Genomic DNA, 15,112 nt, shown 5'->3' with positions numbered 1-15,112 from the left:
AGGGTGTAGCGGCATGGGGCGGGCGGATCAGCCCGGGTGCGTCATCGAGAGGAGGTCCAGCTTCTCGTCCAGCTGCTCGAGCGTGAGCTCTCCGCGCTCCACGTAGCCGAGGTCGATCACGGCCTCGCGCACCGTGATGCCCTTCGCGACCGAGTGCTTGGCGATCTTCGCCGCCGCCTCGTAGCCGATCAGCTTGTTGAGCGGCGTGACGATAGAGGGCGACATCCCGGCGTACGCCGCAGCACGCTCGACGTTCGCCTCGAGACCGTCGATGGTCTTGTCGGCGAGCACTCGCGACGTGTTGGCGAGGAGCTCGATGGACTCGAGCACCGCGCTGCCCATGATCGGGATCGCGACGTTCAGCTCGAAGGCACCCGACGCGCCCGCCCACGCGACGGTCGCGTCGTTGCCGATGACACGCGCGCACACCATGAGCGTCGCCTCGGGGATCACCGGGTTCACCTTGCCGGGCATGATCGACGAGCCCGGCTGCAGGTCGGGGATGTGCAGTTCGCCGAGGCCGGTGTTCGGGCCGGAGCCCATCCAGCGCAGGTCGTTGTTGATCTTGGTGAGCGACACCGCGATGGTGCGCAGGGCGCCGGACGCCTCGACGAGGCCGTCGCGGTTGGCCTGGGCCTCGAAGTGGTCCTTGGCCTCGGTGATCGGCAGCTCGGTGTCGGCGACGATCAGCTCGATGACCCGCTGTGGGAAGCCCAGCGGAGTGTTGATGCCGGTGCCGACGGCGGTGCCGCCGAGCGGCACCTCGGCGACGCGGGGGAGGACGGCCTGCACACGCTCGATGCTGAGGCGGATCTGGCGCGCGTAGCCGCCGAATTCCTGGCCGAGGGTGACCGGCGTCGCATCCATGAGGTGCGTGCGACCCGACTTGACGACCGTCTTCCACAGCTCGGCCTTCGCCTCGAGGGCGACCGCCAGGTGGTCGAGGGCCGGGATCAGGTCGTCGATGAGCTCCTGCGTCACCGCGATGTGCACCGAGGTGGGGAACACGTCGTTGGACGACTGCGAGGCGTTGACGTGGTCGTTCGGGTGAACCGTCGCGCCGAGCGCCTGCGTCGCGAGGGTGGCCAGCACCTCGTTCATGTTCATGTTCGACGAGGTGCCGCTGCCGGTCTGGTAGACGTCGATCGGGAACTGGTCGGCGAACTCTCCCGCGATGATGCGGTCGGCCGCGCCGGCGATGGCGTCGGCGATCGCGCCGTCGAGGGTGCCGAGCTCCCTGTTCGCCAAGGCCGCGGCCTTCTTGATGCGTGCGAGCGCCACGATCTGGGCGGGCTCCAGCCGGTCGCCCGAGATCGGGAAGTTCTCGACGGCTCGCTGGGTCTGGGCGGCGTAGAGCGCGTTCTTGGGCACACGCACCTCGCCCATGGTGTCGTGCTCGATGCGGTACTCGATGTCGGTCACGTCGTTGTTCCTCATGTGTCGGTACGGGATGGGGGGAAGGCCGTGTCAGGCTTGGTCGGGGATGCCGACCATCACGTCGGGGACCGCGGTGCCCTCGGCGAGGCGGTAGTTGGCGCCGACGATCGCGAGGTGGCCCTCGGCGACGGCGGTGCTGATGAGCTCGGATGCGTGCAGCAGTTCACCCACGGTGTCGCGGAGGTGCTCGCGCCCGACCTCGTCGGCGTCGATCTCGGCGGGGTAGACGCCGTCGACGGCGGACGCGCGCTGGACGCGGCGCACGGCGGGGACGATCGGCGAGATCAGGCGCCAGATGTGCGGCGGCAGCGGGTCGGCGTCGGGGTCGGTGATGTCGATCGCCGCGCGCACCGCGCCGCAGGCGTCGTGTCCGAGCACCACGATGAGCGGCACCTCGAGCACCGCCACGGCGTACTCGAGACTTCCGACGACCGAGTCGGAGATGACCTGGCCCGCGTTGCGCACGACGAACAGGTCGCCGAGGCCCTTGTCGAAGATGATCTCGGCCGCCAGTCGTGAATCCGCGCAGCCGAACAGGGCGGCGCGAGGACGCTGGCCGTCCGCGAGGTCATGGCGGGTATCGACGTCCTGGCGGGGATGCCGGGGCTCCCCGGCCACGAAGCGCGCGTTGCCGCGCTGCATCTCCTGCCAGGCCCTCGCGGGCGTGGGCTGGTCGGTCACTCGGCCTCCTCGCGCAATGCGGTGATCTGATCGGTGACGGAACGCGCCGTCTCTTCCAGCGCCATCTCGCTCGCCGCGCCGTAGATGAGCACCGTGTCGGCGCCGGCGTCGGTGGCGAGGGCGACAGTGATGTTCTCCGTGCGATCGGGGTCGAGGTCGTAGCGCTCCCACGTGAGGCCGTCGATGGTCACGGTGTCCTGCGGGGCCGAGCCCGAGAGGACGCGGGCGGCCCACGACTCGTCGGCGTCGAAGCCCTGCGCCACGCGCAGGAACCCGCGCTCGTCCTCGCCGGCCGGGGCGTAGACGACGGTGAAGGCGCGGACCGGGCCGTTGCCCTCGATGCGCGCGTTGTTCACGACCCAGCCGTCCGACAGCTCGGGCGTGATGACGGTGCGGTCCTCCGACGCCGCGATGTCGGCGGCGACTGCCGAGACGTCGATCGGCTCGCGCTCGGGGGGAGTGCCGCGGGGGACGGCGAAGACGATGACGACGACGACGGCGAGGGTCGCGAGCAGCGCGGCGATGAGATTGCGCACGTTCTGGCTCGAGCGGTAGACGCGCGACGACTCCGCCTTGCGGTCGGCGGTCTCCTCGGGTGTCTCGGGGCGGCCGAGCTCGGCGACGATGCGGGGTCCGCGCGTCATCGCGTCTCCTCGCCGTCGGCGCGGTCGACCGTCGACCGGGCGGCCTCGAGACGCCGCTTGGCGCCGAGCAGCCACTCCTCGCAGCGTGCGGCGAGGGCTTCCCCGCGCTCCCAGAGGGCGAGGGAGTGCTCGAGGGTGGGAGCTCCCTGCTCGAGTTCGGCGACGACGCGGACGAGTTCATCCCGCGCCTGCTCGAACGAGAGGGTCGCGACGTCCTCGAGGGCGCCGCTCGTCTCAGTCATGGCCTCCATCTTAGTTCGCGGCAGAGGGGGCGCCGTGCCCCGCCGGGTCGGGCTCGGCAGGGTCTGCCGGCGCCGTGCCGACGGAGACGGGCGGATGTTCGGCGATCTCCCCGTCCGAGTGCGCGGCGAACGATCCGCGCCCCACAGTGACCACGACGGCGGTGGATGCCGGAGCCTGCGCCGCGTCCCGCACGATCACGCCGTCGGCCAAGTGCGCGATGGCGTAGCCGCGGGCGAGCGTCGACGCGGGGGACAGTGCGCGCAGTGTCGCGCGCAGCTCGGCGGTGCGCCGCTCGTGCAGCTGGAGCGAGCGGTCCACGCGGTCCCGGCCTCGTGCTGCGAGCAGCTCGACCTCGTGCGCGCGGGTGGTCAGCAGCGTCTCTGGCGCACGCAGCACCGGTCGTGACCGGAGCTGCTCGAGCTGGGCGATGTCGTGCGAGATGCGCTGAGCCAGGCGCGTGTTCATGCGCGCGCGCAGCTGACCGACGATGGCGCGCTGCTCGGCGACGTCCGGAACGATGCGCTTCGCGGCGTCCGTCGGCGTGGAGGCGCGGAGGTCGGCGACGTCGTCCAGGAGCGGGTGATCGTTCTCGTGGCCGATCGCGCTCACGACGGGGGTGGATGCCGCAGCCACCGCCCGCAGCAGGCGCTCGTCGCTGAATCCGAGCAGGGTCTGCGGGTCGCCGCCGCCGCGGGCGATGATGATGACGTCGACATCGGGTGCGGCGTCGAGCGCCTTCAGCGCCGCGATGGTCTCGGGCACGCACCGGTCGCCCTGCACGGCGGCGTACTTCGTCTGGAACCGCACCTGCGGCCAGCGCAGCTCGGCGTTGCGGTGGACGTCCTTCTCGGCATCCGAGTTCTCGCCGGTGATGAGTCCGATCAGACGCGGGAGGAACGGAAGGGCCTTCTTGCGCGACGGGTCGAACAGCCCCTCCGAGCGCAGCTGCACCCGCAGCCGCTCGAGACGCTCGAGCTGGTCGCCGAGCCCGACGTGGCGCATCGCCGACACGCCGAAGCCGAAGTCCCCGTTCTTCACGAAGTAGTCGGCCTTCACGCAGGCGATCACGTGGTCGCCGACCTTGAGGTCGCCCGGCAGCCGGTCGCGCGTCGACGACCAGATGCGGAACGAGATGGTGGCGTCGGTGACGAGATCCTTCAGCCGCCCGAACACATTGCCGCCACGCTGGTTCCAGCCGGTGATCTCGCCCTCGACCCACACCGAGCCCCACGTCTGGACGAATCCGCGGATCGTGTCGTTGAGGCGGGCCACGGATGTCGGCGCCTGCGGCGAGGAGTCGCGCGGCCGCACCGAGTCGGCGGGCGGCGGCTCGCCGGGGACGGCGGCGGGCTGGAAGGTCGTCATGCGGTCCTTTCGTGCCCGAGACGGGCTGCTCTCGCCCGCGAACCCTCGGGCGTCGCGGGCGGTCTCGCGGAGGCCCCGCTCAGGAGGCCGCCCGTAGAATCGAGGGGTGAGCATCAGCACCGCGGGGCAGACCCGAGCGAGTCAGGCCCCTGTGAGCATGCCCGTCCCGCGCATCCCGCGGCGGCGCGAACCGCTCCAGGATATCGCCGGCACCGGACAGAAGCGGGTGCTCCTGGCCTCCCCGCGCGGCTATTGCGCCGGCGTGGACCGCGCGGTCATCGCGGTGGAGAAGGCGCTGGAGCGCTTCGGCGCCCCCGTCTACGTGCGCAAGCAGATCGTGCACAACATCCACGTCGTCACCGAGCTCGAGGCCGCCGGTGCGATCTTCGTCGAGGAGGTCGACGAGGTTCCCGAGGGCGCCCACGTCGTCTTCAGCGCGCACGGGGTGTCGCCGGCGGTCGTGAATGCGGCATCCGATCGGGGCCTCCGCGCCATCGACGCCACCTGCCCGCTCGTCACCAAGGTGCACCGCGAGGCCGTGCGCTTCGCCCGCGATGACTACGAGATCCTCCTGATCGGCCACGTCGGCCACGAAGAGGTCGAGGGCACGGCAGGCGAGGCACCCGATCACGTCACGATCGTGAACTCGCCGGACGAGGCCGACACCATCGAGGTGCGCGACCCGTCGAGGGTCGTGTGGCTGTCGCAGACGACGCTGTCGGTCGACGAGACCATGGAGACCGTGCGGCGCCTGCGTGCGCGGTTCCCGGAGCTCCAGGATCCGCCGTCGGACGACATCTGCTACGCCACTCAGAACCGTCAGGTCGCGATCAAGAAGGTCGCCAAGGATGCCGACCTCGTGATCGTCGTCGGTTCGGCGAACTCGTCGAACAGCGTGCGGCTCGTCGAGGTCGCGCTCGAGTACGGCGCCAAGGCCGCCTACCGCGTCGACTACGCCGACGAGGTCGAGCAGGCCTGGCTCGAGGGCGTCGAGACGGTCGGGGTCACCAGCGGTGCCTCGGTGCCCGAGGTGCTCGTGCAGCAGGTGCTCGACGACCTCGCCGCCGCGGGCTACCGCGACGTCGAGGAGGTCCGCACGGCGGAGGAGGACCTGCAGTTCTCGCTGCCCAAGGAGCTCCGGACGGATGCCGCCGGCAAGCGCGACGACCGTGCCCTCGGCGGCCGGAGCCGCGCATGAGCGACACGTCCGCCGACACCGAGCCCGACCCGCCGGTGCGGCCGGCCGCACCGCGTGCGGACTCGTCGCGGCCCAGGCCCCAGTTCGGCGAGTACGCCACGCCCGAGGAGCAGCGCGCGCGCATCCAGGAGCCCGCGCCGTGGCAACAGGAGCCGGTGGCGCCGGTCATGACGGACGCGCCCGCCCCTGGCATCCCCGCGTCGCCCGCGCCCGCCGAACGTCGTCCTCGTCCGGTGGACCGCATCGTGACGTTCGCGCTGCTCGCGTACGGCCTGGTCAACGTCGTCTCGTCGGTGCCCGCCTTCCTCGACTACGGCGCGTACGCCGAGACGCTGCTCTCCATGCTGGGCGTCGACGTGCAGATCACGGATCCGGCCGCGGGAAGGGCGTGGGGGATCGCCGCCGTCATCGTCCTCGCGGTCGGCTGGTGCGCGACGGCCGTGGTCTCGTGGTGGAGCGTGCGCCGAGGACGGCTGACCTGGTGGATCCCGCTCGTGGGCGGCATCCTGTTCACGTTCGTCTCCGGCACGCTCATGGCCGTGCCCCTGATGAACGATCCGGCTGTGTGGCAGGCGCTCGTGGAGAGCGCGGGCGGCTGATCCCCGGGGTCACGCGGCCCACCGGTCTGCCACGATGCCGCATCGCAGGTCCATACTCGTGATGACGGCGGGGGCGTGGCGGCTCACCTGAACCTGCGGGTGCCACGTCTCGTGTCCTCTGCGGGAGGTGATGGATGCCGCACGACAGCGTGGAGAGTCGTGACAGCGCCGCCGGCCGCGATGCGCAGCGGCTTGCTGCTCTGTACGACGCCCACGCCGCACCGGTCTGGCGCTACGTCGTGCATCTGACCGGCGATCGCGCCGGCGCCGACGACATCGTGCAGGAGACGCTGCTGCGGGCGTGGCGAACGCCCAGGATCCTCGAGCAGGATCCCTCGACCACGCGCTCGTGGATGTTCACGGTGGCCCGTCACCTCGTCATCGACGAGGCGCGCAGCGCGCGGCGCCGCCGTGAGATCGGCGTCGCGGAGGTGCCCGAGCGCGCCGCGCCCGACGCGACCGACGCGCTGTTCGAGGCGATCCTCGTCGAGGAGGCGCTCGCCGCACTCACGACGGAGCACCGCGCCGTCGTCGTCCGCGCGTACTATCGCGGGCTCTCCGTCGCCGAGATGGCGGACGAACTCGACATCCCGCCCGGCACCGTCAAGTCGCGCCTGCACTACGGGCTGCGTGCTCTCCGGCTCACCCTTCAGGAGAAGGGGGTGACGCGATGAGCACCGACCACGTCCGCTTCGCCGACTGGGATGCCGCGTACATGGTGCGCGCGCTCAGCTCCGACGATCGCCGGCTGTACGAGGCGCACCTCGACGAGTGCCGCCTCTGCCGCGACGCGATCGCCGACCTCGCACCCGCGCTGGGCCTCCTGGCGCGCGTGGGAGTGGACCGGGCAGAGTCGCTCCTCGACCCACCGGGCGACAGCGGCCCCGACCCGGCGGCCCGCTCCCGGATGGTGGCACGGGGCACGCGCAGCGCACGCCGTCGGAGGATGTTCGCCTGGGGCGGCGGGATCGCCGCCGCCGCGGTGCTCGCCGTGGTGGTCGCCTTCGCCGTCACGACCTCGGTCGTGCCGGCGGCGGTGCCGGAAGAGGTCGTCGCGCTCCAGCCGGTCACCGACGTGCCGCTGAGCGCGACCGTGGAGCTGACCGACGTCGCGTGGGGCACGCGGATCTCGATGGTCTGCGACTACCCGCCCAGCGACGATCCCTATGCCAACGATCAGGAATGGCCGTACGTGCTCGTCGTCACGTCGGCCGACGGCGCCACCAGCGAGCTGTCGAGCTGGCGCGCCGGGCCTGGATCGACCGCGCATCTGGATGCCGGCACCGCCCTCGACCGTGCCGACATCGCCTCGATCGAGGTGCGCGCGGTCTCGGACGGCCGCGTCCTGCTGCGCGGCGAGCCGGGGGAGTGAGCCGCCGTCGCCGGTGACGGGGTGAGACGACGGATGCCCCGACGCCGAGTCCTTCGCAGGACCGGTGCCGAGGCATCCGAGGTGTTCGGGGCGCGTGGCTCCCGAACGGAAGCCGTCAGGCGGCGAGGCTCTTGCCGGCGGAACCCAGCTGCTGTGTCGCCTCGACCACGCGTGCGGCCATCGCCGACTCGGCGATCTTGCCCCAGGCGCGCGGGTCGTAGGCCTTCTTGTTGCCCACCTCGCCGTCGACCTTCAGCACGCCGTCGTAGTTCTTGAACATGAAGCCGGCGACGGACCGCGTGAAGGCGTACTGCGTGTCGGTGTCGATGTTCATCTTCACGACGCCGTTCGCGACCGCGGTGGCGATCTCTTCGTCGGTCGAGCCGCTGCCGCCGTGGAAGACGAGGTCGAGCGGCTTGGGACCGGTGCCGAACTGCGCGGCGATTCCCTCCTGGATCTCGCCGAGGAGCTCGGGGCGCAGCTTCACGTTGCCGGGCTTGTAGACGCCGTGCACGTTGCCGAAGGTGAGGGCGGCGATCCAGCGGCCCTGTTCACCGAGGCCGAGTGCTTCGACGACCTGCGAGACGTCAGCGGTCGTCGTGTAGAGGGCCTCGTTCGAGCCCTCGTGCTGGACGCCGTCCTCTTCGCCGCCGACGACGCCGATCTCGACCTCGAGGATGGCGTTGATCGCCTTGAGGCGGGGGAGGAGCTCCTTCGCGATCTCGATGTTCTCGGCGAGCGGAACAGCCGAGCCATCCCACATGTGCGACTGGAAGATGGGGTTGCCGCCGTCGGCGACGACCTGCTCCGAGGCCTTGATGAGGGGCAGCACGAAGTCCTCGAGCGCCGGCTTCGGGCAGTGGTCGGTGTGGAGGGCGACGGTGATCGGGTAGCTCTTGGCGACCTCGTGGACGTAGGCGGCGAAGGCGAGTGCGCCGGTCGCGCGGGCCTTCACGGTGTGGCCGGCGAAGTAGTCGGCGCCGCCCGTGGTCACCTGCAGGATGCCGTCGGAGCCTGCTTCGGTGAGGCCCTGCAGGACGGCGTTGACCGACTGCGAGCTGGCGGCGTTGATGGCGGGATACGCGAAGCCACCGGCCTTCGCGCGGTCCAGCATGTCGGCGTACTGTTCCGGGGTGGCGACGGGCATGGGTGCTCCTAGATCTTCACGGGTCTGAAGGGGTGTCGGCTCAGGGCCGTTGATCCCTGCGGGCGTAACGCAAACTCTACCCAAGCCCCGGAGAGCGCACGGATGCCGGTGGCCCCCGCTGCCGTGGGAAACACCCGTCCCTGCGATATCGCAAAGAAACGCGATTCCTTCGCTTGCCGTTGAGTGAAATTCCCGTGAATCGGGCGAGAGGCTGGCTAGGCTGACCGCATGGTCAGCCTTACCGCGGATATGAGTCCTCTCCACCCCGATCGCAACCTCGCACTGGAACTCGTGCGGGCGACGGAAGCGGCGGCGATCCGCGCGGTGCCGTTCATCGGCCGCGGCGCCAAGGAGGCGGCCGACGGCGCGGCGGTCGACGCGATGCGTGCCTTCTTCACCACGGTGAACTTCGACGGGACGATCGTCATCGGCGAGGGCGAGAAGGACGAAGCGCCCATGCTCTACAACGGCGAGCGCGTCGGCAACGGCCGCGGTCCGCAGGCCGACGTCGCGGTCGACCCGATCGACGGCACCTCGCTGACGGCCGCGGGGCGCAACAACGCCCTCTCGGTGATCGCGGTCTCGGACCACGGCACCATGCTCGACGCCTCCAGCGTCTTCTACATGGACAAGCTCGTCACCGGACCCGCCGGTGTGGGCGTCGTCGACATCCGCCTGCCGATCGGCGAGAACATCCGCCTGCTCGCGAAGGCCCTCGACAAGCCCGTCGACGAGCTGGTGGTGTCGGTGCTGCACCGCCCGCGTCACGAGCGCCTCATCGAGGAGATCCGCGAGGCAGGGGCGGGCACGCGCCTGATGAGCGACGGCGACGTCGCCGGCGGCATCAACGCCGCCCGTCACAACGCCCGCACCGACATGTGCGTCGGTGTCGGAGGAAGCCCGGAGGGCATCGTCACTGCGTGCGCGATCAAGGCGCTCGGCGGGCACATCCAGGGCCGACTGTGGCCGCGCGACGACGACGAGAAGCAGCGGGGCGTCGACGCCGGTCTGCAGCTCGACGGCTACGTCTACGAGGCGGACGAACTCGTCAAGGGGAACAACACGATCTTCGTGGCGACCGGAGTCACCGACGGCGCCTTGGTCGCGGGCGTCCGCCGCGAAGGCGGATACGTCTACACCGAGAGCGTCGTGCTCCGAGGCGCGTCCGGCACGCTCCGCCGCATCTCGTCGGAGCACCTCGTATCGAAGTGGTTGTGACGCCTCACGCGATGCCGGTGTGACAGGTGCGGCAGATGATGCGCCTGTGACTGTTTCGTGACCGCCGTCGCGGAGCGACTCTGGCAGAATCGACTGTGGTGTCGATGGCGACACGACGGTGTTCCCGAAGCGAGGAGTTGACGATGTCTGTGCAGTCCGCCGATCCGTCGTCGCCCCAGACGGGCGCACACGCGGTGGTCGCCAACGCGATCGATCCGGCACGCCGACCCGATGTACTGCTGCGGGTGCGGCGCGACGAAGGTCACGAGATCAGCGCCTGGTGGATGGTCGGCGCGTTCGTCGGCGTCTCGGCCGCGGTCATCGTGCTGCTGAGCTTCGTCCCCGGCGGCGCCTGAGTCCGCAGCCCGCGGCCGCGCCGCAGAGCGCAAGCGGCAGCTCGCGCCTCATTCGTTCGGCGCCGCGATGCGCGCGCGCACCTCGCCCAGTTCCGCGGTCACTGCGGCATCCGTGGTCGCCGGCGGAGGGTCGTCGATGCCGGCGAGCGTCTCGTCGAGCAGCTCCGTCGCCGTGAGCCGGCGCGGCGTCTTGTCGATCGTGGCCGGTTCGCTCACCGCGTCGAGCTTGGTCGCGTCGATACCGGGGAATTTGCGCGCGCTCACCAGCACGCGCGTCTCGAGCGATCCCGCGAAACGGTTGTAGCTGTCGACGGTCCGCTCGATCGCGCGGCGCAAGTCGTCGGCGTGCGAGGCGAGCGACCCCAGCCGCTCGTACAGCTGGTTGCCGAGGTCGAAGAGGACCCGCGCCTCCTGCGTCACATCCTGCTGGGTCCACGTGTACGCGACGGTCTTGAGGACGGCCCAGAGGTTCACCGGCGAGGCCAGCGCGACGCGCTTGCCGAACGCGTAGTCGAGCAGCGAGGCGTCCTCTTCGAGCGCGGCCGCGAGCAGCGACTCGCTGGGAAGGAAGCACACCACGAACTCGGGGCTGGAGGACAGGCCGGCCCAATAGGTCTTGCGGGCCAGCGCGTCGACGTGGGCGCGCACCGCCTTGACGTGCTTGTCGAGCAGGGTGCGACGTCGTGCCGCCTCGGCGCCCTGGGCCGTCAGCGGGATCGCACTCGCCTCGAGGAAGGCGTCGAGCGGCACCTTGGCGTCGACGGCGATGGCCTTGTCGCCGGGGAGGCGGATGACCATGTCGGGGCGGCCGGCTCCGGCATCCGTCGTGATCGAGGTCTGCAGATCGAAGTCGACGTGCCGGGTGAGCCCGGCGGCCTCGACGACCCGCCGCAGCTGCGTCTCGCCCCAGACGCCGCGCGTGCTGCCGGAGCGCAGAGCGATCGCGAGCGACTCGGTGGTCGCGCGCAGTGCCTCGTCGGACTCGTGCGCGCGCCGCAGCTGCTCGGCGAGCGTGCCGAACTGGAGGTGCCGATCCCGTTCGAGGTCGTCGACCTTGGTGTGCATCGCGGCCAGCGTCTCTTGCACGGGAGCGAGGGCGCGCAGCACCGACTGCTCGCGCCGTTCGCGCTCCTCGCGCGCGGCCTGGTCGTGGCGGGCCTGGCTCGCGAGTTCACGGTAGAGCAGCTGCTGGTGCTCGAGCTGGGCCTGGACCCCCTGTCGTGCCGCCTCTGAGCCCGCGAGGCGTGCCGTGAGATCGGCCTGCTCGCGGGCCGCGCGCGACGCTCCGCGTGCGAGTCCCGCCGCCCACCCCGCCACGGCGCCCACGACGATGCAGGCGATCACCACCACACCGATCACGACTGCGTCCATGTCTCCAGAGTGGGGGATGCCTCCGACATGGCGGCCGTGCCGCGCGGCGGCGCGGCCGACGGGGACGAGACGGCCCTAGGCGACGGCGAACGAGATCGCGGGTGCGGCGGCGATCGCGATCTGCGACACACGCACGCCGACGGCCTCTGTGAGGGCTTCGATGTCAGTCGCGCCCACCCGGCGTGCGGCGTCGATCATCACGTGGGCGCAGGCCAGCGCGTCGGCGGTCGCGTTGTGATGGGGGAAGTCGGCGAAGCCGGCCTCTGCGGCGACGAACGGCAGCCGGTACGACTCGAGCCGGTACACCTTGCGCGCGACCTGGAGGCTGCACGCGTAGCGGTAGGCCGGGCAGTCGTCGCCCGTCGCGTCGCACGCGCGCTTGAGCACGGCCATGTCGAAGCCCGCGTTGTGCGCGACGAGGATGTCGTCGCCGGCGAAGGCGACGATGTCGGCGAGCTGCCGGCTCCAGGTGGCGGCGTCGGCGACGTCCTCGGGCTGGATGCCGTGGATGCGCACGTTCAGCTCGAAGAACACGTCGTGCCCCGCCGGCGGACGGATGAGCCAGCCGGTCTTCTCGACGATCCGGCCGTCGCGCACCCGCACGAGACCGACCGCGCAGGCTGACGCGTTGCTGGAGTTCGCCGTCTCGAAGTCGATCGCGGTGAAATCCAGTGGCACGTCCCCAGACTCACCCGGCCTGGGCCGCACCGGCGGAAGGCGCGCCGCACGAGGGCGTCGTCGTAGGGTCGGAGCATGGCCAGTCGCGAGGAGATGTCGCTGTCGTTCGGGTCCGCCGCCGGAGTCTACGAGTCAGGCAGGCCGGACTACCCGCGCGAGGCGGTGGACTGGATGCTGGCGCCCGTGCGCGAGCCCGGACGCGCGCTCCGCGTCGCCGACGTGGGCGCGGGCACCGGCAAGCTGACCCGCACCATGGTTGAGGCCGGTGCCGAGGTCGTCGCGATCGATCCCGACCCCGACATGCTCGCCGCGCTGCGCGCACACGTGCACGGCGTCCCCACCTTCGTGGGAACGGGCGAGCGGATGCCGCTTCCCGACGCGTCCGTCGACGCGGTGCTGCTCGGACAGGCGTGGCACTGGGTCGAGCCCGTCGCCGCCTCGGCGGAGGTCGGGCGCGTACTGCGCGCCGGTGGAGTCCTCGGGCTCGTCTGGAACATCCGCGACGAGTCCGACCCGTGGGTGGGGCGGCTCACCGCCGCCATGCATGGCAGCCACGCCGAGGAGATGCTGTCGGGCGAGGGCCCGCAGGTCGCCGCGCCCTTCGACGTACTCGAGGCGCGGTCGTGGCACTGGACCCGCTCACTCACGCGGGCGGCACTGCTGGACATGGTGGCATCGCGAAGCTACGTCATCACCGCCTCCGACGCCGACCGGAGCGCGATCCTCACCGCAGTGGGCCTGCTGTTCGACGAGCGCCGCATCACGGACGCCACCGGCACCGAGGTCGTCGACCTGCCGTACGTCACGCACGCGTACCGCGGCATCCGTCGCTGAGGCATCGCGCCGGGCGCGGCGCTCGAAGCGTCGACGCGCAGGCCGCTAGGTGCGCACCGCGCCGACGACGTGCCACGGACCGCTGCGGCCGCGGTACCGCGGTTCGAAGCCGCGTCGGCGCAGCACGTCGACCATCGCATCCGGGGCGTGGGCGAAGGCGCGGTACGGATTCCCCGTGAGCGCGTACACGGCGTTGATCGTGCGAGCCGCCAGACGGGCGAAGAGGCTGTGCGTCGGGTGGCTGAACACCACGGCGCGCCTTCCGCGTCCGGCCGCGGCGCCGAGCAGCCGTTCGTAGTCCGGGTAGCAGCAGACGACACGATGCAGCACCACGATGTCGGCCGGCTCGACGGCCTCGGGGGCGCCGGCGAGGTCGACCCCCAGCGTCCTCGTCACGCGAGCGCGCAACCCCGCCTCGTCGAGGAGTCGCGCGGCTTCGGGCTCGTACGCGGACGAGAGCTCGACATTGGTGGTGTGCGACGCGCCCCGCTTGAGCGCCTCGAGCTGGATATCGCCGATGCCACCGCCGATCTCGAGCAGCGACGCACCGTCGAGACCCAGCGAGTCGGCGAACTCGAGCACCAGCCGCGCGCTCGGCGTGAGCCCCTCGCGCCGGTACCGCTGCGCGAGGCGGCGCGCGAACCGGGCGTTGAACTCGCGATCGAATCCGTCCGGTGCGTGCGGCGCACAGCACTCGTCCACGGGTTCAGTATCGCGGCGCGCCGGTGCTCGGGCAACGGCCTGATGCGGTGGCGCATCGACCCCGACTGACGCCCGGCAGGAGCGCAGCGGCGCGGGCCTCCCGCACGCGTCAACGTAGACTGGATGCCCGTGGCTCTCACCATCGGAATCGTCGGTCTCCCGAACGTCGGCAAGTCGACCCTCTTCAACGCCCTGACCAAGAACCAGGTGCTCGCGGCGAACTACCCGTTCGCGACGATCGAGCCCAACATCGGCGTCGTCAACCTGCCCGACCCGCGACTCGACACGCTGGCGGAGATCTTCCACTCCGAGCGCATCCTGCCCGCCGCGGTGTCGTTCGTCGACATCGCCGGCATCGTGCGCGGCGCTTCGGAAGGCGAGGGGCTGGGCAACAAGTTCCTCGCGAACATCCGGGAGGCGGACGCGATCGCCCAGGTGGTGCGCGGCTTCGACGACGACGACGTCGTCCACGTCGAGGGCGCGGTCAACCCCAAGAGCGACATGGAGACGATCAACGCCGAGCTGCAGCTCGCCGACCTCGAGACGCTCGACCGCGCGATCACGCGGTACGAGAAGGAGGTCAAGGGCCGCAAGCTCGACCCGTCGGTGCTCGCCACCGCCGTCGAGGCGAAGGACGCCCTCGAGCGCGGCGTGCTGCTGTCGGCGTCGGGCATCGACCTCGCGCCGATCAAGGAGCTGGGCCTCTTGACGGCGAAGCCGTTCATCTTCGTCTTCAACGTCGACGAGGCGGTGCTGACGGATGCCGCGCGCAAGGCCGAGCTCGAGGCCCTGGTCGCGCCGGCCCATGCCGTGTTCCTGGACGCGAAGATCGAGTCCGAGCTCATCGATCTCGACCCCGAGGACGCCGCCGAGCTGCTCGCCTCGACCGGCCAGGACGAGTCCGGTCTCGACCAGCTCGCCCGCATCGGCTTCGACACGCTCGGGCTGCAGACCTACCTCACGGCGGGCCCGAAAGAAGCCCGGGCCTGGACGATCGGCAAGGGCTGGAAGGCACCGCAGGCCGCCGGCGTGATCCACACCGACTTCGAGAAGGGCTTCATCAAGGCCGAGGTCATCTCGTTCGACGATCTCGTGGCGACCGGATCGATCGTCGAGGCGCGTGCGAAGGGCAAGGCCCGTCTCGAGGGCAAGGACTACGTCATGCAGGACGGCGACGTCGTCGAGTTCCGGTTCAACGTCTGACGCCCCCACCGCGTCCGGCCGGGCGCGGGCTACTCCCCAAACGTGCACGCGAGAGGACCCAGAA

17 protein-coding genes are annotated in these 15,112 nt (G+C 71.0%); 8 read left to right on the top strand and 9 right to left on the bottom strand.

What is annotated here, in order from left to right; all coding sequences use genetic code 11:
- Positions 1–27: 27 nt before the first annotated feature.
- Genes MRBLWS13_RS04990 through xseA form a run of 5 tightly spaced genes read right to left on the bottom strand, consistent with a single transcriptional unit; the run spans position 28 to position 4,370 of the window.
- The gene (locus MRBLWS13_RS04990; RefSeq protein WP_349427929.1) at positions 28–1,422 is read right to left on the bottom strand and encodes a class II fumarate hydratase; all 1,395 of its coding nucleotides are present in this window, start codon (positions 1,420–1,422) and stop codon (positions 28–30) included.
- Positions 1,423–1,467: 45 nt separating this feature from the next.
- Entirely contained in the window at positions 1,468–2,118 is a 651-nt protein-coding gene (locus MRBLWS13_RS04985) for a carbonic anhydrase (protein WP_349427928.1), read from the bottom strand.
- Positions 2,115–2,762 (bottom strand): DUF4245 family protein, encoded by a 648-nt coding sequence (locus tag MRBLWS13_RS04980; protein ID WP_349427927.1) that lies wholly within the window; start codon positions 2,760–2,762, stop codon positions 2,115–2,117. Before MRBLWS13_RS04980 ends, MRBLWS13_RS04985 begins: the two co-directional genes overlap by 4 nt.
- The gene (locus MRBLWS13_RS04975; protein ID WP_349427926.1) at positions 2,759–3,004 is read right to left on the bottom strand and encodes an exodeoxyribonuclease VII small subunit; all 246 of its coding nucleotides are present in this window, start codon (positions 3,002–3,004) and stop codon (positions 2,759–2,761) included. Before MRBLWS13_RS04975 ends, MRBLWS13_RS04980 begins: the two co-directional genes overlap by 4 nt.
- A 10-nt stretch (positions 3,005–3,014) precedes the next feature.
- Positions 3,015–4,370: an exodeoxyribonuclease VII large subunit gene (xseA, locus tag MRBLWS13_RS04970; protein ID WP_349427925.1), complete on the bottom strand. Its 1,356-nt coding sequence runs from the start codon at positions 4,368–4,370 to the stop codon at positions 3,015–3,017.
- A 157-nt stretch (positions 4,371–4,527) separates the two neighbouring features.
- Between xseA and MRBLWS13_RS04965 the strand changes: the two genes are divergently transcribed.
- The 4 genes from MRBLWS13_RS04965 to MRBLWS13_RS04950 all read left to right on the top strand — a co-directional run bounded on the left by MRBLWS13_RS04965 (position 4,528) and on the right by MRBLWS13_RS04950 (position 7,539).
- Positions 4,528–5,568: a 4-hydroxy-3-methylbut-2-enyl diphosphate reductase gene (locus MRBLWS13_RS04965; RefSeq protein ID WP_349428988.1), complete on the top strand. Its 1,041-nt coding sequence runs from the start codon at positions 4,528–4,530 to the stop codon at positions 5,566–5,568.
- Entirely contained in the window at positions 5,565–6,167 is a 603-nt protein-coding gene (locus tag MRBLWS13_RS04960) for a DUF6264 family protein (RefSeq protein ID WP_349427924.1), read from the top strand. Before MRBLWS13_RS04965 ends, MRBLWS13_RS04960 begins: the two co-directional genes overlap by 4 nt.
- Positions 6,168–6,301: 134 nt before the next feature.
- Entirely contained in the window at positions 6,302–6,841 is a 540-nt protein-coding gene (locus MRBLWS13_RS04955) for a sigma-70 family RNA polymerase sigma factor (protein ID WP_349427923.1), read from the top strand.
- Positions 6,838–7,539, top strand: coding sequence for a hypothetical protein (locus MRBLWS13_RS04950; RefSeq protein WP_349427922.1), 702 nt, complete (start codon positions 6,838–6,840; stop codon positions 7,537–7,539). The genes MRBLWS13_RS04955 and MRBLWS13_RS04950 overlap by 4 nt, the downstream gene beginning before the upstream one ends.
- A 115-nt stretch (positions 7,540–7,654) precedes the next feature.
- Here MRBLWS13_RS04950 and fbaA read toward each other — a convergent pair whose 3' ends face one another.
- Positions 7,655–8,686: a class II fructose-bisphosphate aldolase gene (gene fbaA / locus MRBLWS13_RS04945; RefSeq protein ID WP_349427921.1), complete on the bottom strand. Its 1,032-nt coding sequence runs from the start codon at positions 8,684–8,686 to the stop codon at positions 7,655–7,657.
- A 228-nt stretch (positions 8,687–8,914) separates the two neighbouring features.
- Between fbaA and glpX the strand changes: the two genes are divergently transcribed.
- Both glpX and MRBLWS13_RS04935 read left to right on the top strand, forming a co-directional pair.
- Positions 8,915–9,904, top strand: coding sequence for a class II fructose-bisphosphatase (gene glpX, locus MRBLWS13_RS04940; RefSeq protein ID WP_308869542.1), 990 nt, complete (start codon positions 8,915–8,917; stop codon positions 9,902–9,904).
- Positions 9,905–10,047: 143 nt separating this feature from the next.
- Positions 10,048–10,260 (top strand): UDP-N-acetylmuramyl pentapeptide phosphotransferase, encoded by a 213-nt coding sequence (locus MRBLWS13_RS04935; protein WP_349427920.1) that lies wholly within the window; start codon positions 10,048–10,050, stop codon positions 10,258–10,260.
- Positions 10,261–10,308: 48 nt separating this feature from the next.
- Here MRBLWS13_RS04935 and MRBLWS13_RS04930 read toward each other — a convergent pair whose 3' ends face one another.
- Both MRBLWS13_RS04930 and MRBLWS13_RS04925 read right to left on the bottom strand, forming a co-directional pair.
- A complete protein-coding gene (locus tag MRBLWS13_RS04930) occupies positions 10,309–11,631 on the bottom strand; it encodes a DNA recombination protein RmuC (protein WP_349427919.1) in 1,323 nt (440 codons plus the stop codon).
- Positions 11,632–11,706: 75 nt separating this feature from the next.
- The gene (locus MRBLWS13_RS04925; protein WP_349427918.1) at positions 11,707–12,309 is read right to left on the bottom strand and encodes a 3'-5' exonuclease; all 603 of its coding nucleotides are present in this window, start codon (positions 12,307–12,309) and stop codon (positions 11,707–11,709) included.
- A 75-nt stretch (positions 12,310–12,384) separates the two neighbouring features.
- Between MRBLWS13_RS04925 and MRBLWS13_RS04920 the strand changes: the two genes are divergently transcribed.
- Positions 12,385–13,143, top strand: coding sequence for a class I SAM-dependent methyltransferase (locus MRBLWS13_RS04920; RefSeq protein ID WP_349427917.1), 759 nt, complete (start codon positions 12,385–12,387; stop codon positions 13,141–13,143).
- Positions 13,144–13,188: 45 nt separating this feature from the next.
- Here MRBLWS13_RS04920 and MRBLWS13_RS04915 read toward each other — a convergent pair whose 3' ends face one another.
- Complete coding sequence (locus MRBLWS13_RS04915; protein WP_349427916.1) at positions 13,189–13,845, bottom strand: SAM-dependent methyltransferase; 657 nt, start codon at positions 13,843–13,845, stop codon at positions 13,189–13,191.
- A 129-nt stretch (positions 13,846–13,974) separates the two neighbouring features.
- On the opposite strand from MRBLWS13_RS04915, the gene ychF reads away from it, so the two are divergent.
- The gene (ychF, locus tag MRBLWS13_RS04910; RefSeq protein ID WP_349427915.1) at positions 13,975–15,048 is read left to right on the top strand and encodes a redox-regulated ATPase YchF; all 1,074 of its coding nucleotides are present in this window, start codon (positions 13,975–13,977) and stop codon (positions 15,046–15,048) included.
- Positions 15,049–15,112 lie beyond the last annotated feature (64 nt).

It is taken from the genome of Microbacterium sp. LWS13-1.2 (assembly GCF_040144835.1).
Taxonomy (GTDB): Bacteria; Actinomycetota; Actinomycetes; order Actinomycetales; family Microbacteriaceae; genus Microbacterium.
This window is presented reverse-complemented; position numbering and strand designations above follow the sequence as displayed.

Bases quoted from the DNA above. Each gene is read 5' to 3' on its own strand.
- xseA (WP_349427925.1), bottom strand. From the start codon at position 4,370: ATGACGACCTTCCAGCCCGCCGCCGTCCCCGGCGAGCCGCCGCCCGCC.
- MRBLWS13_RS04975 (WP_349427926.1), bottom strand. From the start codon at position 3,004: ATGACTGAGACGAGCGGCGCCCTCGAGGACGTCGCGACCCTCTCGTTC.
- fbaA (WP_349427921.1), bottom strand. From the start codon at position 8,686: ATGCCCGTCGCCACCCCGGAACAGTACGCCGACATGCTGGACCGCGCG.
- MRBLWS13_RS04920 (WP_349427917.1), top strand. From the start codon at position 12,385: ATGGCCAGTCGCGAGGAGATGTCGCTGTCGTTCGGGTCCGCCGCCGGA.
- MRBLWS13_RS04955 (WP_349427923.1), top strand. From the start codon at position 6,302: ATGCCGCACGACAGCGTGGAGAGTCGTGACAGCGCCGCCGGCCGCGAT.
- MRBLWS13_RS04950 (WP_349427922.1), top strand. From the start codon at position 6,838: ATGAGCACCGACCACGTCCGCTTCGCCGACTGGGATGCCGCGTACATG.
- MRBLWS13_RS04960 (WP_349427924.1), top strand. From the start codon at position 5,565: ATGAGCGACACGTCCGCCGACACCGAGCCCGACCCGCCGGTGCGGCCG.
- MRBLWS13_RS04980 (WP_349427927.1), bottom strand. From the start codon at position 2,762: ATGACGCGCGGACCCCGCATCGTCGCCGAGCTCGGCCGCCCCGAGACA.
- glpX (WP_308869542.1), top strand. From the start codon at position 8,915: ATGGTCAGCCTTACCGCGGATATGAGTCCTCTCCACCCCGATCGCAAC.
- MRBLWS13_RS04935 (WP_349427920.1), top strand. From the start codon at position 10,048: ATGTCTGTGCAGTCCGCCGATCCGTCGTCGCCCCAGACGGGCGCACAC.
- MRBLWS13_RS04965 (WP_349428988.1), top strand. From the start codon at position 4,528: ATGCCCGTCCCGCGCATCCCGCGGCGGCGCGAACCGCTCCAGGATATC.
- MRBLWS13_RS04930 (WP_349427919.1), bottom strand. From the start codon at position 11,631: ATGGACGCAGTCGTGATCGGTGTGGTGGTGATCGCCTGCATCGTCGTG.